The organism is Subsaxibacter sp. CAU 1640, assembly GCF_023156585.1.
Lineage (GTDB): Bacteria > Bacteroidota > Bacteroidia > Flavobacteriales > Flavobacteriaceae > JBPOFM01.
On record NZ_JALNMI010000001.1, the window covers coordinates 643,850 to 667,312 of the forward strand.

General features: G+C 36.7%; 19 protein-coding genes and 1 tRNA gene. 15 read left to right on the plus strand and 5 right to left on the minus strand.

All coding sequences use genetic code 11. The features are described 5' to 3' along the window. Nucleotides 1-279: 279 nt before the first annotated feature. The 4 genes from M0G43_RS02765 to M0G43_RS02780 all read left to right on the plus strand — a co-directional run bounded on the left by M0G43_RS02765 (nucleotide 280) and on the right by M0G43_RS02780 (nucleotide 5,194). A complete protein-coding gene (locus M0G43_RS02765; RefSeq protein ID WP_248023335.1) occupies nucleotides 280-1,716 on the plus strand; it encodes a T9SS type A sorting domain-containing protein in 1,437 nt (478 codons plus the stop codon). Nucleotides 1,717-1,914: 198 nt separating this feature from the next. Next, nucleotides 1,915-4,110, plus strand: a complete 2,196-nt coding sequence (rnr, locus tag M0G43_RS02770; protein WP_248023336.1) for a ribonuclease R — start codon at nucleotides 1,915-1,917, stop codon at nucleotides 4,108-4,110. A gap of 41 nt (nucleotides 4,111-4,151) precedes the next feature. After that, nucleotides 4,152-4,451, plus strand: a complete 300-nt coding sequence (locus M0G43_RS02775; RefSeq protein ID WP_248023338.1) for a heavy metal-binding domain-containing protein — start codon at nucleotides 4,152-4,154, stop codon at nucleotides 4,449-4,451. Nucleotides 4,452-4,513: 62 nt separating this feature from the next. Beyond that, nucleotides 4,514-5,194 carry a LysE family translocator gene (locus tag M0G43_RS02780; protein ID WP_248023339.1) on the plus strand — a complete coding sequence of 227 codons (681 nt, stop codon included), beginning with the start codon at nucleotides 4,514-4,516 and terminating at the stop codon, nucleotides 5,192-5,194. Nucleotides 5,195-5,260: 66 nt separating this feature from the next. Here the strand turns inward: M0G43_RS02780 and M0G43_RS02785 are convergent. Together M0G43_RS02785 and folB are read right to left on the minus strand one after the other, a co-directional pair. Beyond that, nucleotides 5,261-5,331 (minus strand) — tRNA-Cys (locus M0G43_RS02785). A gap of 35 nt (nucleotides 5,332-5,366) precedes the next feature. Further along, nucleotides 5,367-5,735, minus strand: coding sequence for a dihydroneopterin aldolase (folB, locus tag M0G43_RS02790; protein ID WP_248023341.1), 369 nt, complete (start codon nucleotides 5,733-5,735; stop codon nucleotides 5,367-5,369). Nucleotides 5,736-5,799: 64 nt separating this feature from the next. Here folB and M0G43_RS02795 point away from each other — a divergent pair, with 64 nt between their 5' ends. From M0G43_RS02795 to M0G43_RS02810, 4 genes are all read left to right on the plus strand, one after another. Then, the gene (locus tag M0G43_RS02795; protein ID WP_248023343.1) at nucleotides 5,800-7,797 is read left to right on the plus strand and encodes a glutamine--tRNA ligase/YqeY domain fusion protein; all 1,998 of its coding nucleotides are present in this window, start codon (nucleotides 5,800-5,802) and stop codon (nucleotides 7,795-7,797) included. Between the two features lie 97 nt (nucleotides 7,798-7,894). After that, complete coding sequence (locus tag M0G43_RS02800; RefSeq protein WP_317231410.1) at nucleotides 7,895-8,374, plus strand: DUF1761 domain-containing protein; 480 nt, start codon at nucleotides 7,895-7,897, stop codon at nucleotides 8,372-8,374. A 60-nt stretch (nucleotides 8,375-8,434) separates the two neighbouring features. After that, on the plus strand, nucleotides 8,435-9,589 hold the full coding sequence (locus tag M0G43_RS02805) for a GNAT family N-acetyltransferase (RefSeq protein WP_248023346.1): 1,155 nt from the start codon (nucleotides 8,435-8,437) through the stop codon (nucleotides 9,587-9,589). 82 nt (nucleotides 9,590-9,671) lie between these two features. Further along, a complete protein-coding gene (locus tag M0G43_RS02810; protein WP_248023347.1) occupies nucleotides 9,672-9,884 on the plus strand; it encodes a hypothetical protein in 213 nt (70 codons plus the stop codon). Nucleotides 9,885-9,923: 39 nt separating this feature from the next. Here M0G43_RS02810 and M0G43_RS02815 read toward each other — a convergent pair whose 3' ends face one another. Next, complete coding sequence (locus tag M0G43_RS02815) at nucleotides 9,924-10,859, minus strand: SPFH domain-containing protein (protein WP_248023348.1); 936 nt, start codon at nucleotides 10,857-10,859, stop codon at nucleotides 9,924-9,926. A gap of 73 nt (nucleotides 10,860-10,932) precedes the next feature. Here M0G43_RS02815 and M0G43_RS02820 point away from each other — a divergent pair, with 73 nt between their 5' ends. Continuing rightward, nucleotides 10,933-11,622: an outer membrane beta-barrel protein gene (locus M0G43_RS02820; RefSeq protein WP_248023349.1), complete on the plus strand. Its 690-nt coding sequence runs from the start codon at nucleotides 10,933-10,935 to the stop codon at nucleotides 11,620-11,622. 56 nt (nucleotides 11,623-11,678) lie between these two features. Here M0G43_RS02820 and gltX read toward each other — a convergent pair whose 3' ends face one another. Then, nucleotides 11,679-13,190, minus strand: coding sequence for a glutamate--tRNA ligase (gene gltX, locus M0G43_RS02825; RefSeq protein ID WP_248023351.1), 1,512 nt, complete (start codon nucleotides 13,188-13,190; stop codon nucleotides 11,679-11,681). A 222-nt stretch (nucleotides 13,191-13,412) separates the two neighbouring features. Between gltX and M0G43_RS02830 the strand changes: the two genes are divergently transcribed. The 5 genes from M0G43_RS02830 to M0G43_RS02850 all read left to right on the plus strand — a co-directional run bounded on the left by M0G43_RS02830 (nucleotide 13,413) and on the right by M0G43_RS02850 (nucleotide 20,878). After that, entirely contained in the window at nucleotides 13,413-16,850 is a 3,438-nt protein-coding gene (locus M0G43_RS02830) for a DUF4175 family protein (RefSeq protein ID WP_248023353.1), read from the plus strand. Continuing rightward, nucleotides 16,843-17,253, plus strand: a complete 411-nt coding sequence (gene ybeY, locus M0G43_RS02835) for an rRNA maturation RNase YbeY (protein WP_248023355.1) — start codon at nucleotides 16,843-16,845, stop codon at nucleotides 17,251-17,253. The genes M0G43_RS02830 and ybeY overlap by 8 nt, the downstream gene beginning before the upstream one ends. A 79-nt stretch (nucleotides 17,254-17,332) precedes the next feature. After that, nucleotides 17,333-19,204 carry a tRNA uridine-5-carboxymethylaminomethyl(34) synthesis enzyme MnmG gene (gene mnmG, locus M0G43_RS02840; RefSeq protein WP_248023356.1) on the plus strand — a complete coding sequence of 624 codons (1,872 nt, stop codon included), beginning with the start codon at nucleotides 17,333-17,335 and terminating at the stop codon, nucleotides 19,202-19,204. Between the two features lie 89 nt (nucleotides 19,205-19,293). Next, nucleotides 19,294-20,151, plus strand: a complete 858-nt coding sequence (locus M0G43_RS02845; RefSeq protein ID WP_248023358.1) for a class I SAM-dependent methyltransferase — start codon at nucleotides 19,294-19,296, stop codon at nucleotides 20,149-20,151. 211 nt (nucleotides 20,152-20,362) lie between these two features. Beyond that, the gene (locus tag M0G43_RS02850; protein WP_248023361.1) at nucleotides 20,363-20,878 is read left to right on the plus strand and encodes an OmpH family outer membrane protein; all 516 of its coding nucleotides are present in this window, start codon (nucleotides 20,363-20,365) and stop codon (nucleotides 20,876-20,878) included. 36 nt (nucleotides 20,879-20,914) lie between these two features. Here M0G43_RS02850 and M0G43_RS02855 read toward each other — a convergent pair whose 3' ends face one another. Continuing rightward, nucleotides 20,915-22,069: an ATP-binding protein gene (locus tag M0G43_RS02855; RefSeq protein ID WP_248023363.1), complete on the minus strand. Its 1,155-nt coding sequence runs from the start codon at nucleotides 22,067-22,069 to the stop codon at nucleotides 20,915-20,917. A gap of 105 nt (nucleotides 22,070-22,174) precedes the next feature. Here M0G43_RS02855 and M0G43_RS02860 point away from each other — a divergent pair, with 105 nt between their 5' ends. Continuing rightward, nucleotides 22,175-23,365 (plus strand): phosphoglycerate kinase, encoded by a 1,191-nt coding sequence (locus M0G43_RS02860; protein ID WP_248023365.1) that lies wholly within the window; start codon nucleotides 22,175-22,177, stop codon nucleotides 23,363-23,365. The last annotated feature ends 98 nt before the right edge of the window (nucleotides 23,366-23,463 follow it).

Here is a 23,463-nt window from a genome sequence, read left to right on the forward strand (position 1 = left end):
TTTCAGTTTCAACACAGGAAATAAACAGTTGTTAATAACCTTTAAAATAGAGTTCTTTTTCAAGCATTTAAAATGAGTTTTAATGTTAACTCTATATTAACAAGATGTAAATTTCACATCATCAAAATATTTCCTTTAAAAGTTATCACTGTTATCAACACACCATTATCATCATCATATTTTTTTTAAAATTTAAATTAAAAGATGATTTTAATAGTATTAAATGTTTACAACATGTTTTAAGTAAAATAATTATATTTATCCCTTAAAGATATAGTTATGAAGAAATCACTGCTTTTTTTATTACTGATACCTATTTTAACTTTTTCGCAACAACAAATAGGTCAAGATATATATGGAGAAGCCCCTCAAGATTATTCAGGAGGAGCGGTAAGTTTATCTGCAGACGGTACAGTAATAGCTATTAGTGCACGATATAATGATGGAAATAGTGTAGATAGAGGTCATGTTCGTATTTACCAGAATCAGTCAGGAACTTGGGTTCAGGTAGGGAATGATATAGATGGTGAAACCCCGGGAGATTATTCAGGAGATGCAGTAAGCTTATCTGCAGATGGCAGTGTGGTGGCAATTGGCGCTAGCTCTAACAATGGTACGGTTGGCAATGATTCAGGTCAAGTGAGAGTTTACCAGAATCAGTCAGGCACTTGGATTCAGGTAGGGAATGATATTGATGGTGAAGGTTTAATAGATCGTTCAGGTTTAGCAGTAAGTTTATCAGAAGATGGTACGGTGGTGGCTATTGGTGCTCCGTATAATGATAATTCTAATGGTGGAGATGATTCAGGACATGTAAGAGTTTATCAAAACCAGTCGGGTAGCTGGACACAGATAGGTAACGATATAGATGGTCAATATCCTGGTGGGCTTTCAGGACGTGCAATAAGCTTATCGGCAGATGGTACTATAGTGGCAATAGGAGATAGTTGGAATAATGGGAATGTACGAGTGTACCAGAACCAGTCTGGCACTTGGATTCAAATAGGGGATGAAATTGCTGGTCAGTTAGGTTATGCCGTTAGCTTATCTGCAGATGGTACTGTAGTTGCAATTGGTAATCCAATAAATAATGTCAATGGAAATAATTCAGGACAAGTAAGAGTTTACCAGAATCAGTCAGGTATCTGGACGCAGTTAGGCAACAGTATAGATGGCTTATTCGCACAGGATAATTTTGGAAGAGGTGTATCGTTATCAGGAGATGGTACAGTCGTGGCTATTAGTGCGCCTTTCAATATAAGTGCTGGAGGCTATGTACATATTTATAAATATCAATCAGGCACTTGGGTTGATTTATGGGCACATTTGGTTTCAGATAATTATGGAGATCAATTTGGTTCGTCAGTAAGTTTATCGGCAGATGGAAACACGCTTGCGATTGGTTCTATCGCTGCTGATGGAAATGGAGAAAATTCAGGAAGTACTAAAATTTATGATTTAACTGTCATCTTATCCTCTGATGAATTTGTATTATCGCAATTCAGTTTATTTCCAAATCCAGCTAGAAATCAATTCACTATTCAACTAAATGAAGGGCTGCAATTAGAAAAAACAAACATTTATAATAGCTTGGGCCAATTTATAGATTCGACAAATAATACAACTATTAATACTTCGAGTCTATCTTCTGGGTTGTATTATGTTGAAGTGTTGACAAATAAAGGAAAAGCAACCAAAAAATTAATAATTGAATAATCCCGTCTTAAATAGATAATACAAAAGGCTATAACATGAATTTATAGCCTTTTCAATTATTTAATACAAACAATACCTGCGTTTAACATATAAACTGTAGCTTTGCAACAACTTAATTGCCAATCTTCTCTTTCAATTAAGTAACTAATAGACGAATTTCACTTAACTTTAGAAATTCAATTAAGATGACGATTATAAATGACAAGAAAGAAAAAAAAGAAATCCAACAATAGGATTTCAAACCTAACAAATACGATTTTAAGTATTTTAAAAAAAGATAGAAATCAATCCTTCAACTATAAACAAATTGCTGCAAAACTTCAGCTCAACGATGCTAGCAGTAGAAACCAAATCATCAAAAAACTCAACGAATTACTTGCTAAAAAGGAAATCATTGAAGTAAACCGTGGAAAGTACAAGGCTGTGGTCAATACCGAATACCATATCGGAATTCTGGATATGGCAGCTAGAGGTTCTGGTTACATCATTTGTGATGATTTTGATGAAGATGTATTCATCGCGTCCAACAATATCAATAGAGCTTTGGATGGTGATGAAGTGGAATTTTATGTTTACAAACGACGTAAAAAAGGAAAAATTGAAGGTGAAATAACGAATGTTGTAAAGCGTGCCAAAAACGAGTATGTAGGGGTAATTCAAGTACATAAAAACTACGCTTTTGTGGTTGTTGATGGTGGAAAGATGTATAAGGACATTTTTGTTCCAAACAATAAAATCAACAAGGCAGAAGATGGAGATAAAGTGTTGGTGTCCTTGGAATCTTGGGAAGAAAATGAAGATTCTCCAACAGGAAAAGTGATAAAAGTCCTTGGTAAACCTGGTGAACACAATACAGAAATCCACGCCATCCTGGCAGATTATGGTTTGCCTTATGAATTTCCTTATCAGGTTGAAGAGTATGCCAATGAGTTGGATACCTCGATAACCAAAGAAGAAATAGCCAAGCGTCGTGATATGCGACATATTTTGACCTTTACCATTGACCCAAAAGATGCCAAGGACTTTGATGATGCATTATCGTTTGAAGTTTTGGATAATGGATTGTACGAAATAGGCATCCATATTGCAGATGTCTCGCATTATCTGCAAGAAGGAACCATTCTGGATGAGGAAGCCTATTCGCGAGCAACTTCTGTGTATTTGGTGGATAGAGTAGTGCCAATGCTGCCTGAAATTCTATCAAACAATGCCTGTTCTTTAAGACCTCACGAAGAGAAATATACGTTTTCCGCAGTTTTTCAAATGAATGATAAAGCGGAAGTCAAAAATCAATGGTTTGGTAGAACTGTTACGTATAGTGATGCCCGTTTTGCCTATGAAGAGGCACAAGTAATCATTGAAACAAAAGCGAATCAAATTCCAGCCGAAATTTCACTCACAGGTAAACCTTATTTGGCTGATCAAAATGTTGCAGATGCAATTTTAAAGATGGATGAATTAGCAAAGATTATGCGTAGTAGACGTATGAAAGAAGGTGCAATTTCATTTGATAAAGTAGAGGTAAAGTTCGATTTGGATGAACAAGCAAATCCAATTGGAGTCTTTTTCAAGACCAGTAAAGATGCCAATAAGTTGATTGAGGAATTTATGCTGCTTGCCAATAGGAAAGTTGCGGAATTCATTGGCAAACAGTCACCAAAGAAAACTTTTGTCTATCGTGTGCACGATGAACCAGATGAGAGTAAGTTGGCTGCTCTGCAAGGCGTGGTATCAAAATTTGGTTACAAATTGAATTTTAGAGACCGAAACAGTATTTCAAAATCCTTGAATGGTTTGCTTGAGGACGTCGTAGGCAAGAAGGAGCAAAACTTGGTAGATACCTTGACCATACGCAGTATGAGCAAGGCAGAATATACGACGCAAAATATTGGTCACTACGGATTGTCATTCGATTATTATAGCCACTTTACCTCGCCTATTAGGCGTTATCCAGATGTGATGGCACATCGCCTATTGCAGCATTATCTCGATGGTGGCAAATCTGCCAATGAAACTATTTACGAAGAAAAATGTGCGCATTCCAGCAATATGGAAAATTTGGCTACCAAGGCCGAAAGAGATTCCATCAAGTATATGCAAATCCGTTTTATGGAAGACCATAAAAATGAGGAGTTTTTAGGAGTGATTTCAGGTGTAACCGATTGGGGAATTTATGTGGAGATCATTTCAAATAAATGTGAAGGAATGGTGAGTGTACGTGATATGACTGATGACCATTACCAGTTTGATGAATCGCAATATGCAATGGTTGGCAAAAAATCTGGAATGATTTATCAATTGGGAGATGAAGTCATCGTAAAAGTGAAGAATACTGATTTGGTAAAAAAACATCTCGATTTTTATCTGGTAGGAAAACCAGAATTAGAAGTGTAACATTTTGACGTATCAAGCACTAATCACATAAAAACAACATTATGGTATTAACAACAACTAACTCAATTGAAGGTTTTAAAATCATCGAATATAAGGGATTGGTCTCGGGGACTTCTGCTGAAATGAAAACAAAATTTTCATTCAAGACTGAAAAAAATATGAAGATGATTGAAGATATTATGAATGAAGCTAAAGAGCAAGCCCTTCAGAATATGAAGGCAAATGCTCAAAATTTAAATGCCAATGCGGTTGTTGGGATAAGTTTAGATATTGAAACTGAAGCTGGTGCTTATGTTTTCGTTTCTGTAACAGGAACAGCTGTAGTAGTGGCTCAAGGTTGATGAAGTGACTATTTCCTACGTTATCCATAAAGTTTATTTAAATTTGTGGAAACACAATGTTTATGTTTGATGACATTCTATCAGCCATTCCCTTTGGTGTTATTTTAGCGTTTACAATTGGACCCGTTTTTTTTGTATTGCTAGAAACAAGTGCCACTAAAGGGTTTAAAAGCGCCATCATCTTCGATTTGGGCGTTATGTTGGCTGATATCTTTTTCATAGCAGTTGCTTTTTTGAGTACTAATAGGCTTCTTGAAAAGATCAAGGATGATCCTAATTTCTTGGTATTTGGAGGTGTTTTGTTGATCGCTTATGGATTTATTACATTCACTAAAACCTCAAAATCATTTCGTTCAATTGTACGTGAATATCATAAAATCGAAATACAAAAGAACTATGGCAAGCTTTTCTTGAAGGGTTTTTTATTGAATTTCATAAACATTGGTGTTCTTGCTGGTTGGCTTGGTTTTATTGTGATTGGAAATTCACTCACGGAAACAAAAGAAGGTTTGTTAGTATTCTTATCTACCATCTTGTTGACCTATTTTTTGGTGGATTTATTCAAGATAGCTGTCGCAAAAAAATTAAAAAACAAGCTTACACCACGCAGAATCTACAAAACAAAAAAAATTATCGCTTTGGTAATTTTAGGTTTTGGGGTGTTGTTGTTGATTCAGGCTTTATTTCCAAATGAAAAACAAATGCTTAAGGATCGTATAGAAAGAATAACTCCGATGCATTAGTATATAACTATTATCTCCTAAAAATTTACAATAAAAAAACCCTCAACAGGAGTTGAAGGTTAGAAGAGGTGTCGAGCGGATTCGAACCGCTGTAGCAGCTTTTGCAGAGCTGAGCCTAGCCACTCGGCCACGACACCATAATTGAGAGGCAAATGTATGAAAAATTCAGTATTTACAAGTGTTTTTTTCGCTTTTCGGTCATTTTTATCGTTACCATCTCCACATCGCCTCCTATTGGTGGGTTTAGTTTACTGATCTTCACGGTCACCTTTTGAACCTTTTTTTCTTCATTGAGAATTCGTGTGACAATACGTTTGGCGACGGTTTCCAATAGATGTGTGGGTTTTACCATTTCTTCTCGCACTATTCTGTTTAAAAAAACATAGTCAACAGTATCACTCAATAGATCTGAAATTGCAGAGGCTTGAAAATCTGCATTTACCTTCAAATCCACACGATAATCGCTTCCAATTTTTGTTTCTTCTGTAAGACAGCCGTGATGCGCAAATACACGGATATTTTCGACTTTAATGATTCCCAAAACAATTGATTTTCCACAAAAATAGTACACTATATTTTAATAACTTTGCATTTTATTTTTTAAAATGTCTGAAGAATCAAAATCACTCAATTTTATTGAGCATATCGTAGAGGAAGATTTATCAAATGGAATGTCGAAAAACGACTTGCGTTTCCGTTTTCCACCTGAACCAAATGGCTATTTGCATATTGGACACACCAAAGCCATTGGCATTAGTTTTGGTTTGGGAGAAAAGTACAATGCTCCAGTCAACCTTCGATTTGACGATACCAATCCAGCTAAAGAAGAACAAGAATATGTAGATGCCATTAAGGAAGATATCTCTTGGCTTGGGTATCAATGGGCAAATGAACTCTATTCATCAGATTATTTTCAGCAATTATATGATTGGGCTGTTCAATTTATAAAAAATGGTAAAGCCTATGTAGATTCACAGTCGAGTGAAGCGATGGCAGATCAAAAGGGAACACCTACACAGCCTGGTGTGGATGGTCCTTACAGAAATAGGTCTGTTGAAGAAAACTTGGAGCTCTTTGAAAAAATGAAGAATGGTGAGTTTGCAGAAGGCGAACACGTTTTAAGGGCAAAAATTGATATGCAGCACACCAATATGTTGATGCGAGACCCGATTATGTATCGTGTATTGAGAAAACATCACCATAGAACAGGTAATAATTGGTGCATCTATCCTATGTATGATTGGGCTCACGGTGAGAGTGATTATATCGAACAAATTTCACATAGTTTGTGTTCGCTTGAATTTAAGCCTCACAGAGAGCTTTATGATTGGTTTTTGGACCAAGTAGTCGACGCAGATAAATTACGTCCAAAACAACGCGAATTTGCACGTCTCAATTTAAGTTATACCATTATGAGCAAACGTAAGTTGTTGAAATTGGTTGAAGATAAAATTGTGACTGGTTGGGATGACCCAAGAATGCCTACTATTTCTGGCTTGCGTCGTCGAGGTTACACTCCCAATGCCATTAGAAAATTCGTTGAAACCATAGGTGTTGCAAAACGCGATAATGTAATTGATGTGGCTTTGTTGGAGTTTTGTATCCGAGAAGATCTGAACAAAACTGCACCTCGAGTTATGGCTGTATTGGATCCTGTAAAACTGGTCATTACAAATTATCCAGAAGGAAAAGAGGAGTGGCTTGAAGCGGAAAACAATCAAGAAGATGAAAGTGCTGGTTTTAGAAAAGTGCCATTTTCAAGGGAATTGTATATTGAAAAGGAAGACTTTAAGGAAGAAGCAGGAAGTAAATTCTTTAGGCTGAAACTTGGTGGTGAAGTAAGGTTGAAAAATGCCTATATCATCAAAGCAGAAAATGTTGTGAAAGATGCTGATGGAAACATTACTGAAATTCATTGTACATATTCAGAAGATACGTCAAAGAAGGTCAAAGGCACCTTGCATTGGGTTTCCATCAAACACGCTTTAAAAGCTGAAGTAAGAGAGTACGACAGATTGTTTATGGACGAAGCACCTGACGCGCATCCAGATAAAGATTTTATGGAATTTTTGAATCCAGAATCATTGAAGGTTGTGACTGCCTATGTAGAGCCAAGTTTAAAAGATGCTTCTGTTGGTGATAGATTTCAATTTCAAAGAATAGGTTATTTTAACGTGGATAAAGATTCAACCTCTGATGCCTTGGTGTTCAATAAAACCGTTGGGTTGCGCGACTCTTGGGAAAAACAAAAGCCTGTAGAAAAACAAAACCTGAATCAACCCAAACCTCAAAACAATCAGCCGCAACGCAAGGCAATCGACATCATTCAGCAATTGGGTAAAAAATACACCAATTTACCAGAAGAAAAGCAATTGAAAACAAAAGCTGAAATTATGGAATTGGCAAAAAATGTCAGTTACGATGAGCTTCAACCTTGGTTCAATACTGCAGCAAAGAAAGTTGGAACACGTATTGCCACGATGATAACATTGAATGTGTTATTGAATAAAGGTTTGGAAAAAAATGAAGAAGTAGAAGCTTTTATCAAAAGTGGACAGGAAGATAGCAATGAACTTTTGCAAAAGGAAGCGAATTCAATCTAAACTTTTTTCCAACATAATTTATTAAAACCTCAATGTGAAAGCATTGAGGTTTTTTTGTACATTTAATCAACTAACTAATACATTGTAAATTATGGAAATGAACTATTTGGCTATGGCTGTAGCCGCTCTCACAACCCTCGTGGTTGGATTTATTTGGTATCATCCTAAAGTATTTGGAACCGCTTGGATGCACGCCGCAGGACTCACCGAAGAAGAACTGAAAAATGGAAATATGCTCAAGATTTTTGGGTTGACCATTGTATTATCTTTTGTGATGACTATCGTGGTTATGATGCTCACCGTTCATCAGGTTGGAGCTTATGGGATGATAGGAGGAATGCCCACTGATGAAACATTGCCGTCATTTCAGGTTTTTATGGATGACTATGGAACGAATTATAGAACATTTAAACACGGAACCTTTCACGGTTTTCTTGCAGGACTGTTTTTTGTACTTCCAATTGTTGCCATTAATGGTTTATTCGAACATAGAAGTGCCAAATATATCTTTATCAACGCAGGATATTGGATTGTATCATTGATGTTGATGGGTGGCATCATTTGTGGTTGGGTTTAAAAAAATAACTACTTTTACATTGAAGACTGAATACATAAATTCAGTCTTTTCTTTTTTAGCGTGATATACTTCAGGATTTTTGATAATTTAAACGATCTTCCATCAGAATGGAACGGCTTGGTCAATCACGATATTTTTCTTCAATCGTCCTATCTAAAGGCCCTGGAACTGTCTTCACCAAAAAATATCTCTTGGTTTTACTTGGGAATTTTCAATGATGAAAGTTTGGTAGGAGTAGCAATCGTACAGCGAGTGGAACTTTATCTCGAAGATATTTTTAGAAACTACAAAGACTCGTGTTTTAGGCAGAAAGTCAAACATTTTGTATCGAAATTTTTAAAAGGAAATATGCTTGTGGTGGGTAATCTTATGCACACTGGACAACACGGCATCTTTTTTAATCCAGAAGTTATTACCCAATCTGAATTTTTGGAGCAGGTTTATTTGGGTTTGAAAGAATTAAAGAATTTAATTCGTGAAAAGTACAACAAGCGAATTCGAATTGTGATGTTTAAGGATTATTTTGTGGATGATAACATTCATTCTGAAACACAATTTTTCGCTGCGCACGAACTCCACATGGTATCTGTTCAACCCAATATGATTATGGATGTTCGACCAGATTGGGACCATTTCAACAGTTATCTTTTGGATTTGAACACCAAGTATCGACAACGTTTCAAGGCGGCACGAAAGAAAGCTGCATCAATTCTAAAAGTTGAATTGGATTTAAACAAAGTTGAAGCATCTTCAGAACGACTTTACGAGCTTTATAAGACGGTTTCGGATAATGCTAAAATCAACACTTTCATTCTGCCAAAAGGACATTTTACAGCTTTAAAAAGATGTTTAAATGAGAGATTTAAGGTGTTTGGGTATTATCTCGATGGTGAGTTGATTGGTTTTTACACATTGATTTTGAATGATGATGTATTGGAAACCTATTTTTTGGGTTATGATGAAACATATCAGTACCAAAACCAATTGTATTTGAATATGCTATATGATATGGCTGATTTTGCAATCGAACATAAATTTTCCTCAATTGTATATGCAAGAACAGCAATGGAAATCAAAAGTTCGGTCGGTGCAAAGCCGAAGAAGATGAATGTGTATCTAAAGCATACAAATGCCTTTATGAACTATTCACTTCAAAAGATTTTTAAACTGATGAATCCTACTCAAGATTGGGAAGAACGACATCCTTTTAAGTAAAAACAGAAGCTTAAAAGTGCGTTAATTCTTTTGCGAAGAGCTTTAATTTCAGTAACTTTTTTTTCTCAAAAACATTGACATTATGGAATTATCACAAAAAATACTTGCAGAAATATCTCAAATAACCAGAGATATTGAAGATAATTATCCCGAACTACAGAAGTATTTGGATGAAAATCCATTGACTCTCTCTGATGATCACAATAATTCAGAAACTTCTATGAACAATGAAGACCTTAAAGAATATTTGGAAAGTTTGAAGGAATTGGTAAGAAAATATAAAGAAGAACATTAAAAAAGCCCTCGTTTTCGAGGGCTTTTACTTTTGATCAACTTATTGTTTGTCGTTTGGGTTTTTACGGTTTTTTGCCTCTTTCATGGCTTCACCAATTTGATTACTCGCTGTAAAACTAGCGACCATGTCATTTAACATTTGACTTCCGGCTTGTGGCGAATTTGGCAATAATATCAAATTGCTATTGGTTTCTTCGCCAAGTGATTGTAAAGTATCGTAATGTTGTGTTACAACAATCAGCGCTGAAGCTTCTTGACTGTTGATGCCTACACGGTTCAATACTTCAACAGATTCTTCCAGACCACGAGCAATCTCACGTCTTTGGTCAGCGATACCTTGTCCTTGCAGGCGCTTGCTTTCTGCCTCCGCTTTTGCTTTTTCTACGATCAAGATACGAGCAGCATCACCTTCATATTGAGCTGCAATTTTTTCACGTTCAGAAGCATTGATTCGGTTCATCGCTGCTTTTACCTGTGCATCAGGATCAATATCAGTTACCAAAGTTTTGATAATGTCAAATCCATAATCCAACATCGCATCATTCAACTCTGTTTTGACGGCAATGGCGATATCATCTTTTTTAACAAAAACATCATCCAATTTCATTTTTGGAACTTCAGCACGAACCACATCGAAAACATAACTTGTGATTTGGTCGTGTGGATAGTCCAGTTTATAAAAAGCATCATATACTTTGTTTTTGATGACAACAAATTGTACCGAAACTTTAAGTCTTACAAACACGTCATCAAGCGTTTTAGTCTCTACTATAACATCCAACTGCTGAATTTTTAGACTTAAACGTCCTGCAACGCGGTCAATTAATGGTATTTTCATTTGAAGACCGGAATGGCGAATACTTTGAAACTTTCCAAAGCGCTCAATAATGGCTGCAGATTGTTGTTTGACGGTAAAGAATGATGAAATCAGAATGATAATTCCAACAAAGATAAATGGGATCATTAGAAAGTCCATAACAGTTTTTTTAATGGTTAGAAAATATACACATCTAATTTAAGTTATATTTGTCATAAATACTCGAAATAACATGCAAATTAGAAAGCACATCTTATTAGTAGCGATAAGCATAGGTTTTGTTACAACTGTTTTTTCTCAAAGACGTCCACACGGAGTTGTAAACATCAAAAATGGTTTTGGAATTGGGGGTGGATTGACGCAGTTCGACATTAAAACTGATAATTTTGAAACCAAAGCAGGTCAAGGGTGGATAGCAGGATTGGCTGCAACACTCGATTTACCCCATAGATGGTATACGGTTAGTTATGGCATGCAAGTGTCGGAAAGCAATATTGAGATTATGGGAAGAAGTTTACCTACAGCCTCGACAGAAGCTATGGACTACAAATTAATGATGGTACAGATGCAATTTCTGTTTCACGCAAAACTTGCCAAGGATTATTTGATGATTGATGCAGGACCAATGCTGCAATACAATGGCGAATTGGAATTGAAAGACAGCAGTAAAAATAATTATATTCTCGATGGTTATTCAGCTTTGACAGCACAGGACATCAGTGATATTTCAAAATTCAATGTCAATGCGTCCATTGGCGCGACTGCTGGTTTCAATCATTTTAAATTGAGGGTTCAATATATCTATGGTTTAACGAATATGTTCAACAAGCTGAACGATCAAAACCTAGATGCAAGCCCTTCGAATGATACATTTAAAGGCAATCAATCGATGCTGGCGTTTATGGCTTTTATCTATTTCTAACAAAAATTCCCGCATTTGCGGGAATCTATTGAATATTTACTGTATTTGATTTTTGATTAAAGAGTCTGTACCAAATTCTCAATCCTCCGAACAGTTTCAGCCTTTCCAATCATAAAAATAATCTCAAAAACATCAGGACCTTGCATCGAACCTACCAATGACAATCGTAATGGTTGCATTACTTTACCAAAACCAACTCCTTTAGTGCCAATCCAAGTTTTGACATCATTCTGAATATTTTCAACTGTAAAGTCAGATACGTGACTGATAACCTGTGCCAATTCACTCATCAATTCACGAGTATCATTGTTCATTATTTTAGCAAAAGTCTTTTCATCATAAGACCTTGGCGCCTCAAAGAAGTAAGCGCTCCAATCCCATAAATCACTGATAAATGTTGCTCGTTCCTTGATTAAACCAACTACCAAAGAAATATAGTTGACATCGATGTCTTTCAACTGTGGTTGACTGTTTTTGAATTGTTCTGCAAGCGCATCATTATGCTGAAATTGCATATATTGATGGTTGAACCATTTGATTTTATCAGGATCGAAACGCGCTCCAGATTTATGAACTCTTTCCAGTTCAAATGCTTCAATTAAATCATCCAATGAAAACACTTCTTGTTCGGTTCCGGGATTCCAGCCCAAAAATGCCAGAAAATTTACCATCGCATCCGGAAAATAACCATCTTCTCTATAGCCTCTTGAAATGTCGTTGGTTTGAGGATCTTTCCATTCCAAAGGAAATACTGGAAACCCTAGTTTGTCGCCATCGCGCTTACTCAATTTTCCTTTTCCTGTTGGTTTTAATATCAATGGAAGGTGCGCAAATTGTGGTTTTTCCCAACCAAAAGCTTCATAAAGCTGATAATGAAGCGCTAATGAAGGTAACCATTCTTCACCTCTGATGACGTGCGTGATTTCCATCAAATGGTCATCAACAATATTTGCCAAGTGATAGGTAGGCATTCCATCGCTCTTGAACAATACTTTATCATCCAAAATATTGGTGTCAATACTCATTTCACCTCTGATAATATCATTCAACTGCAATGTTTCGTCTTGAGGCGATTTAAAGCGAATGACATAATCTTCTCCAGCATCTAGTTTTGCTTGGGTTTCTTCTGAAGACATTGACAATGAATTACTTAATTTCAAACGATTATGCCAATTATAAATAAAGGTTTTCCCTTTTGCTTCGTGATCTTTTCGATGAAAATCCAGTGTTTCGGCAGGATCGAATGCATAGTAAGCATTTCCCGATGCTATCAACTGGTCAGCATATTGCTTGTAAAGATTTTTTCGTTCACTTTGTCTATAGGGTCCAAATTTTTCATTCTTTCCTGGACCTTCATCAAAAGGAATTCCGCACCAATTCAAGGAGTCAATAATATACTGTTCGGCACCTTGGACATATCGGGTTTGATCAGTATCTTCAATCCGAAGCACAAAAGTTCCGTTGTGTTTTTTCGCAAATAAATAATTGAAAAGAGCTGTACGCACACCACCTATGTGCAATGGACCCGTTGGGCTTGGTGCAAATCGCACTCGAACGTTTTTTGTCATTTTTTATGAATTGAAGTGCAAAGATAGGGCGAGTGCAACATTCAACAAAGAAAATGATTTAAAGAAGGCTCGTTAGAGGAAGAAAGTGGGTTTTTAACACGTTTTCCTTTGAAATTAACACAACCTTATCAAATTTAGACGATTATGGAATAAAATAAAATTGTAGTTTAGTAAGTTGATTAGGTATAAGCATCAACCTTAAATAGCACCACCAGATTTATTTTGAACAATTTCACACACATACAAACCAAACTCGAGCAATTCATCAAGCGTTTTTACACTAATGAACTGCTGAAAGGAACCATCTTGTTTTTCGCCATTGGGCTGCTGTACTTTTTGTTGACGCTATTCATTGAATATTTTTTATGGTTGAATCCTACGGCAAGAACAGTTTTGTTTTGGTCATTTGTGCTTGTCGAGTTGGCATTGTTTTATAAGTTCATTGCTATTCCTTTGGCAAAATTATTTAAACTTCAGAAAGGAATTGATTACGAAGACGCTTCCAAAATTATCGGCAGACATTTTCCAGAAGTGAATGATAAACTGTTAAATGTGCTTCAGCTAAAAAAAGATTCGCAAGAATCGGAATTGTTATTGGCGAGTATCGAACAAAAGTCTGCAGAGCTAAAACCTGTTCCATTTAAGTTGGCGGTCAATTTTAGGCAGAATGTCAAATATTTGAAATATGCAGCGATTCCTTTGTTGGTGATCCTCTTGACTTATGTCACTGGTCATTTCAATCTATTTAGTGACAGTTACGAGCGTGTCATCAATTATAAAACGGCTTATGAACCACCAGCACCATTCCAATTTTATGTGTTGAATGATGGTTTACAGGCGATAGAAAACAAAGATTATAAGTTGTTGGTCAAAACTGCTGGTTCGGTCATTCCAGAGAATGCGCAAATTCACTACAATGGCGAAACCTACTTCTTGCAGCAAACGGCTCCAGGGCAATTTGAATATGTCTTTTCGCAACCAAAAGGAGCGGTTGAATTCAATTTGTCTGCCAACGATGTCACATCTAAAAATTATGAACTAGATGTCGTAAAAGTGCCAACCTTGGTGAATTTTGAGATGGAATTGGATTATCCGTCCTATATCAATAAGCAAAATGAAACTCTAAAAAGCACAGGAAGCACCACAATTCCTGAAGGGACAAAGGTAACTTGGAGAATAAACACGCGTTCAACAAACGAAGTGTCTTTGTATTCAAAAGATACAGTACGTTTCGAAAATACTTCTGAAGGTAAATTTGAAGCGTCAAAACGTATCTATCAAAATTATGATTACAACATTTCTACCAGTAACGATAAGCTAAAAGATTATGAGAATTTGGCTTTTTCCATCAATGTCATTCGTGATGATTATCCAGAAATTAATGTCAAGATGGAACGCGATTCGCTCGACAATCAAACGCTCTATTTTTATGGTCAAATTAGCGATGATTATGGCTTGAGCAAATTGCAGTTGGTGTATTATCCATCGAATGATGAAGAGAAAAAGTCATTGCAGCGAATGCCTATTGCCGCTGGAAACTTTGATGAGTTCGTAACCGCTTTTCCGAATAATCTCCAATTGGATGAAGGCGTCGATTACGAATTGTATTTTCAGGTTTTTGATAATGATGCCATCCACAACTATAAAAGCACAAAAAGTACTGTTTTTTCCTATCGAAAACTAACTAGAGATGAAGAGGAGAACAAGCAGTTGAAAGAACAGAACGAAGCGATAAAAGATATTGGCAAATCGGTTGATAAATTGAAGCAGCAAGAGCAGCAGCTGAAAGAATTGTCAAAAACGCAAAAAGAAAAGAATGAGCTTAATTTTAATGATAAAAAGAAGTTTGAAAACTTTTTGCAACGCCAGAAGCAGCAGGAGGAGATGATGCAGAACTTCAATAAGAAACTTCAGCAAAATCTTGAAAAGTTCCAACCGGAAAATAAGGAGAATGACGAGTTCAAAGAAGCTTTAAAGGAGCGTTTGAAAGACAACGAAGAACAGCTAAAAAAGGACGAGAAATTGTTAGAGGAATTGGAGAAACTTCAAGAGAAGATTGAAAAGGAAGAGTTGAGTGAGAAGTTGGAACAATTGGCGAAGCAAAACAAAAACAAGCAAAAGAGCCTGGAGCAACTTTTGGAGTTGACCAAGCGCTACTATGTGGCAAAGAAAGCGGAGAAATTGGCAGATGAATTGGATAAGTTGGGAGATGAGCAGGAAAAGTTGTCTAAAGAAACCGAAGAAAACAACACAAAAGATAAGCAGGAAGAGCTAAATGAAAAGTTTGAAGAGTTCCAAAAGGAAATGGATGCCCTTCAAAAGGAAAATGAAGCTCTTAAAGAGCCGTTTGATGTTCCCCAAGACAAAGAAGGCGAAAAGGACATTCAGAAAGACCAGCAGGAGGCCACAGACGATTTAGAGAACAAAGAACAGAACGAAGAAAATAATGACCAAAAAGGCGCACAACAAAGTCAGCAGAATGCTCAAAAAAAGCAAAAGGAAGCTGGCAAGAAAATGAAACAAATGAGTGCCAAAATGCAACAATCGATGATGTCTGGTGGTGGCGAACAGATGTCTGAAGACGCGGCGATGTTGCGACAGATTTTGGACAACTTGGTGCTGTTTTCCTTCGATCAAGAAGCTTTGATGAATCAGTTTAGGAGTATTCAAATCAATAATAATTCCTATGGAAAATACTTGAGAAAGCAGAGCAGTCTGCGCGAACATTTTGAACATATCGATGACAGTCTGTTTGCACTTTCTTTGCGTCAACCTATGATATCTGAAACCGTCAATGCCAAAATAACCGATGTGTTTTTCAATATTGATAAATCTTTGGGACAGTTGTCTGAAAATCAGTTGTATCAAGGTGTTTCAACGCAACAATATACCATTACGGCCACGAATGATTTGGCAAGTTTTTTAAGTGACGTACTTGATAATATGGAAGCTCAAATGAATCCAGGTCAAGGTCAGGGACAAGGCCAAGGAAAAGGTCAGGGTCAAGGTCAAGGAGGAATGCAGCTCCCAGACATCATTATGAGCCAAGAAGAGCTTAACAAGCAAATGCAAGAAGGTATGGAAAAAGGGCAAGAAGGAAAACCGAAGGATGGTCAAGGGAAAAAGCAAGGTCAAAGTTCGGGCGGTGAAGGAGAAGGCAGCGAAGGTGAAAATGGTAAAAATAATAAGAGCGGCAAGAACGGTAAAGACGGTAAGGAACAGGGAGAAGGTGAAAACTCGGATGAAGAATTAAGCGGAGAATTGTATAGAATTTATCAGCAACAGCAGCAATTGCGTCAGGCATTGGAAAATAAACTTGGCGAAGCAGGAACCAAAGGAGAGGGCAAGATGCTTTTGGAGAAAATGGAAGAAGTCGAAATGGATTTAATCAACAAGGGATTCACTAACCAGACGCTTCAAAAAATGATGGATTTGCAACACCGTTTATTGAAACTCGAAAATGCATCGTTTCTGCAAGATGAGGACAACAAGCGTAAAGCAGAAAGCAACTTTAAACAGTATGACAATAATAGCAGCAACCAAATTCCTACCGCTAAAGAATACTTCAACACTACTGAAATATTAAACAGACAAGCGTTACCTTTGCAGCAAGTTTATAAGAAAAAGGTTCAGGAGTATTTTAAGAAAGCTGATGATTAGTTATAATTACGAATGTGATTTTGAGTTGAAGAATGATGAAAAGTATTCACTTTGGCTTTCTTCTGTGATTAAAGAAGAAGGGTTCAACGAAGGCGAAATCAATTATATTTTTTGTGATGATGAGTATCTGTTAAAGTTGAACAAAGAGTTCTTGCAGCACGAAACGCTTACTGACATCATTAGTTTTGATTATACTCTAGGAAAACAAATTAACGGAGATATTTATATTTCTGTAGAAAGAGTGAAGGAGAATGCAGAAGAATTTAACGAGCCTTTTTTGAATGAATTGTCTAGAGTGATGGTGCACGGCGTGCTGCATTATTGTGGATTCAAAGATAAAAGCAAAGAGGACGAACAGTTGATGCGCTTGAAAGAAAATTACTACATTTCAAAGATTGCTTAATATTCAGAGAATCAACGTATATTTGCAGTCATTTTTTCAAATTTAAAACAAATGTTCCACGTGGAACAATCATAATAATATGTTCAACGAGATATATGATGTTATAGTTGTTGGTGCCGGCCACGCAGGAAGCGAGGCTGCTGCTGCTGCTGCAAATATGGGAAGCAAGACCTTGTTGATTACAATGAATTTGCAAAACATTGCTCAAATGTCTTGTAATCCCGCGATGGGAGGAATTGCTAAAGGACAGATTGTTCGCGAAATTGATGCTTTGGGAGGATATAGTGGAATTGTGAGTGACAATTCGGCTATTCAATTCAAGATGCTCAATAAGTCAAAAGGTCCAGCGATGTGGAGTCCAAGGGTTCAAAGTGACCGTATGAGGTTTGCAGAAGAATGGCGAATGATGTTGGAGCAAACGCCTAATCTTGATTTTTATCAGGAAATGGTTTCTGGATTATTGGTCGAGAACCATAAAGTGGTTGGGGTTAAAACCTCGTTGGGAATTGAAATAAGAGGCAAGTCGGTTGTGCTCACCAATGGTACATTTTTAAACGGGTTGATTCATATAGGCGATAAAAATTTTGGTGGAGGACGCGCTGGCGAAAGGGCTGCGTTTGGAATAACCGAGCAGTTGGTTGGTCTTGGTTTTGATTCAGGACGAATGAAAACTGGTACACCACCTAGAGTTGATGGTCGTTCTCTTGACTATTCCAAAATGACTGTGCAGCCAGGTGACGATATTCCAGAAAAGTTCTCATATTCTGACGTTACTAAACCATTGACGAAGCAGCGGGATTGTCATATGAGTTATACAAGTCCTGAAGTGCACGATTTGTTGCGCGAAGGTTTTGATCGCTCACCAATGTTTAATGGTAGAATTCAAAGTACAGGACCTAGATATTGCCCATCAATTGAAGATAAGATTAATCGCTTCGCGGATAAGGACAGGCATCAACTTTTTGTCGAACCAGAAGGGTGGAATACGGTTGAGGTTTATGTGAATGGTTTTTCAACATCTTTACCAGAAGACGTACAGTTTAAGGCTTTAAGTTCGGTGGCAGGCTTTGAAAATGTCAAGTTTTTTAGACCTGGATACGCTATTGAATATGATTATTTCCCGCCGACACAATTGAAGCATACGCTAGAAACTAAATTGGTGGAGAATCTGTATTTCGCAGGTCAAATCAATGGAACCACTGGTTACGAAGAAGCTGCTTCACAGGGTTTGATGGCTGGCATTAATGCGGCTCTAAAAGTTCAGGAGCGAGAAGAATTTATCTTGAAAAGGGACGAAGCATACATTGGTGTTCTAATTGATGATTTGATTACAAAAGGCACAGAAGAGCCATATCGTATGTTTACTTCAAGAGCTGAATATCGTACCTTGTTAAGACAAGACAATGCTGATTTAAGATTGACTCCGAAAGGTTTTGATTTAGGGTTGGCTGGAGAAAAGAGATTGCGAAGAATGGAAGAAAAACACTCCAAGGCGGAATCATTTGTTGAGTTTTTTAAAGAAACCAGCGTGACGCCCGAGGAGATAAATCCTATTCTTCAAGAAAACAATTCTGCGGAAGTTAACCAATCTGGAAAGTTATTTAAAATATTTGCGAGACCGAATATTTCGATGGATGATGTGCGTCGTATAAATGCTGTTGAAACCTATATAGAGGAGCATAATTTAGATAAAGAGATTATTGAGCAGACAGAAATTCAGGTTAAATATTCCGGTTATATCGACAAAGAAAAGAATAATGCTGATAAGTTGAATCGCCTGGAAAATGTCAAAATCCCTGCAAATTTTGATTATTCACAATTGAAATCAATGAGCATAGAGGCGAGACAAAAACTTGAGAAAATTAGACCAGTAACAATTTCCCAAGCGTCAAGAATCAGTGGCGTATCGCCGAGCGATGTTTCTGTGCTTTTGGTGTATATGGGAAGATAAATTTGATTTCCAATTTTGAACGTTCCACGTGGAACGTTTGTTAAATTTTATGGATTTGTGATTCCTGCAAACGCAGGAATCTTCATTTTATGCAAGATAAAAGCACATACTTAAAAGTAAAAGATCATTCCGTTTCCGGAGAGAAATTTGATTTGGTTTACAATCAAGAGTTCGATATGCTCGAAACATATCCACAGCCTTCACCAGAAAAACTGCCTAATTATTATCAAAGTGAGGATTACATTTCGCATACCGATTCTAAAAGAAATTTGTTTGAAAAAGCCTACCATTTTGTAAAATCAATCTCTCTGAAGCGAAAATTAAAATTGATTAATTCAGTTACAAATGATGGTAAAAGGTTGTTAGATGTTGGCTGCGGAACAGGAGATTTTCTTCAACTTGCATCAAAGAATTCGTGGGAAGTTGTGGGAATTGAACCCAACGAAAAGGCTAGGAGTTATGCGAATCAAAAAACGGACAATTCTGTTTTTGAAAGTGATTACCTATTAAATTTAAAAGCTCACAGTTTTGATGTCATTACACTTTGGCACGTGCTTGAACATCTTCCCAATTTAAACGAGTATTTAGCTATTTTGGAAAATCTGCTAAAAGACAACGGCACTTTGATCATCGCAGTTCCTAATTACAAAAGTTTTGATGCCAATCATTATAAAGAGTTTTGGGCGGCTTATGATGTGCCGCGACATCTTTGGCATTTTTCTAAAACGTCCATTTCAAAACTTGTTGCTAAACATCGAATGACTGTTACCAAAGTTTTGCCTATGAAGTTTGATGCCTTTTATGTGAGCTTACTTTCCGAAAAATATAAAAACGGCACAATGAATCCCATAAAAGCATTTTGGGTTGGATGCCGTTCAAATATTGCAGCAAGTCGTTCCAAAGAATATTCTTCGCACATTTACATTATAAATATGACCAAAACTTAATTTAAGACCATTTAAGAGGCTTTTGTCGCTTCAGAAGCAAATCCTGTTGGCTAATTTCCAAAAACACGGCGTATTCTCTCTAATTGAGCCGGTTTTTATAATCAATAACTATAATGTCTTTTAATTCAATCGATTTTGCTTATTGAAATAATTTTAGAAGAATTCCGCCATACTTTGCTACATTTGCAAAAATTTTAAAATCACTCAAAGAATGAAAAAAGTAGTATTGTTAGTTTTCGCAATGGCGTTAATGGCTTCGTGTCAGAAAGAAATGAAAACAGGATTCATTGACAATGGCAAATTGATCAACGATTATCAAAAGAAAAAGGATATCGAAACTTCCATCAACACAAAGATTGAAAATTTCGACAAGAGAGTTGATAGTATCAGCAAATCTTTCCAAACCAAAGCTGCAGCTTTACAACAAAACGATCCAAAAATGGTGAGAAAGGAAAGCCAAGAGCAATATCAGGCATTGACACAACAGTACCAAATGTTTCAGCAGCAAACTCAAATGCAAGAACAAAGTATTCAAAAGGAAAGCCAAACGGAAATCGATACTTTAATCAAAGAAGTGAGAGCTTTTGTAAAAGAATACGGAAAAAAGAACGGTTACACGTATATTTTGGGAAGCAATGAAGCAGGAAGTGTTCTTTATGGAGAAGAAAGCAAAGATATTACAAAGGAAATTTTGGAAGAGTTGAACAAAACTTACAAGAAAGATTAAGTTACAAATCAAAGAAACGAAGAAAAGCCAGTTAATTTAACTGGCTTTTTTATGCAATAAACGCGTGAGTTTTATTGACAAGTCCGTAAGAATGATTTTTGAATTACCATTCCGTTCTATATGGTAAATAGCATCTTGAAGCTCGTCGCTAATCTCCATAATATTGGCTTCGTTCACAAATGGAGCAAAGTTTTCTAGCTTAAAATTTTTGGTTTTTGGCTCGACATATACCAATTCTGATGCATTATAATTAAGCAGCAATGCTTGCCTAAAAAAATCAACACAAAACAGTAAAAACTGCTTTTGTGTTTCACGTCCTGACTTGGCAATGTTTTCACTCCAAGAAATCAAATCGTGGATGGCACTTTTGTTTCCTTTGGCCTTAAAAGCCGAACGTATCCAGAATACAAACCACTCTTCAAACTGAATATCTTCAGAATCCTGATAAACCAAATCGCAGGCTTTATTGTAATTTCCGTTGGATTGATGAGCGATTTTTATCGCAACAGATTCCTCCAATTGGTAATTTTTGATAAGCGCTTCTTTTATAACGGATTCAGCTAATGGCGGAAAGTGCAAAAGCTGACAGCGAGAGCGTATCGTATTGATGATCTGCTCTTCATCTTCAGCAATCAACAGAAAAATTGTATTACTAGGAGGTTCTTCTATCAGTTTTAGCAATTTGTTGGCGGCAGACGAATTCATTTTTTCAGCCATCCAAATCAGCATCACTTTATAACCTCCTTCATAGGATTTTAACGATAATGATTTTACAATGTCCTGTGCCTCATCAACACCTATCTGACCTTGTTTATTATCGACACCTAAAACTTTGTACCAATCAAAAAGATTGCCATAAGGCTGATCTGTAAGGAGTTGTCGCCATTCTTCCATAAAATGGTTTGAGACAGGATGGCTTTTGATTTTATCCGTAGTAGCTACAGGAAATGCAAAATGCAAATCAGGATGTGAATAATTTTTGAACTTCAAGTTACACGATTCGTTGCCTCCCGTATTTTCAGACGCCGCGTTTTTACACAAGATATATTGAGCATAAGCGATGGCCATAGGTAGAGTGCCACAACCTTCGGGTCCTACAAACAATTGAGCGTGAGGAATTCTACCATTGTCCACACTTTGTGTCAAATGACTTTTGAGGTGTTCCTGACCTAAAACTTCTGAAAATAACATAGGCAAATATAAATCTTTATTTAAGATTATCTTTTCGTTCTAAAGCCATTTCGTAGCTCTTTATAAATGGTTACATTTGTGCTTCAACATATAAAACAATTGACAATGAAAACCATAAACGACTTCAATTTTAAAGACAAAAAAGCACTTATAAGGGTAGATTTCAATGTGCCTCTGGATGATAATTTCAACGTTACCGACGACACAAGAATTCAGGCCGCAAAACCTACCATTATTAAGATATTGGAAGATGGAGGAAGCTGTATTTTGATGTCGCACCTTGGAAGACCGAAAGGCGTTCAAGATGAGTTTTCGCTTCGCCATATTGTTGATAAGGTGAAGGATGTTATGGGAGCTGAAGTCAATTTTGTGTCAGATTGCATTGGAAAAGAAGCAACCGAAGCAGCAGAAAATTTGAAACCTGGAGAAATTTTATTGTTGGAAAATCTGCGTTTTCATAAAGAGGAAGAAGTAGGCGACACCGAATTTGCAAAAGAGCTTTCAAAGTTGGGAGATATTTATGTAAATGATGCCTTCGGGACAGCACATCGTGCACACGCTTCAACAACTATTGTAGCGCAATTTTTCCCAGACAAAAAATGTTTTGGAGCATTGTTGGCACAAGAAATAGAAAGTATTGATAAGGTTATGAAAACTGGCGAAAAACCGGTATTAGCGGTTCTGGGTGGCGCAAAAGTATCTTCTAAAATAACCATTATTGAAAACATTTTGGATAAGGTTGACCATTTGATTATTGGCGGAGGAATGACTTTTACGTTTGTAAAAGCGCAAGGAGGAACTGTTGGCGATTCTATCTGCGAAGATGATAAATTGGATTTGGCATTGGATATTTTGAAACAGGCAAAAGAGAAAAATGTCCAAGTACATTTACCAGTCGATGTTGTTGCGGCAGATGCATTTGATAACAATGCCAATACGCAAATAGTCGATGTGTATCATATTCCTGATGGTTGGCAAGGACTTGATGCTGGTCCAAAATCTTTAAAATTGTTCCACGGCGTGGTATTAAAAAGTAAAACGATTTTATGGAACGGACCACTTGGCGTTTTCGAAATGGAGAATTTTGCCAAAGGAACCATTGAGTTGGGCAATTCGATTGCCGAAGCCACTAAAAATGGGGCTTTTTCATTAGTTGGAGGTGGCGATTCTGTTGCTGCGGTGAAGCAATTTGGGTTTGAAGATAAAGTGAGTTATGTGAGTACAGGTGGTGGTGCAATGCTTGAAAGTCTTGAAGGGCAGGTATTGCCAGGGATTGCAGCGATTTTAGAGAAATAAGAAAATCGACGAAACGCAATAAAATATCGTTAAAACGCAAAAAATATTGTTAAAATGTTGTTTTATATTGACATTTTGAATATCATTGTACGATTTAA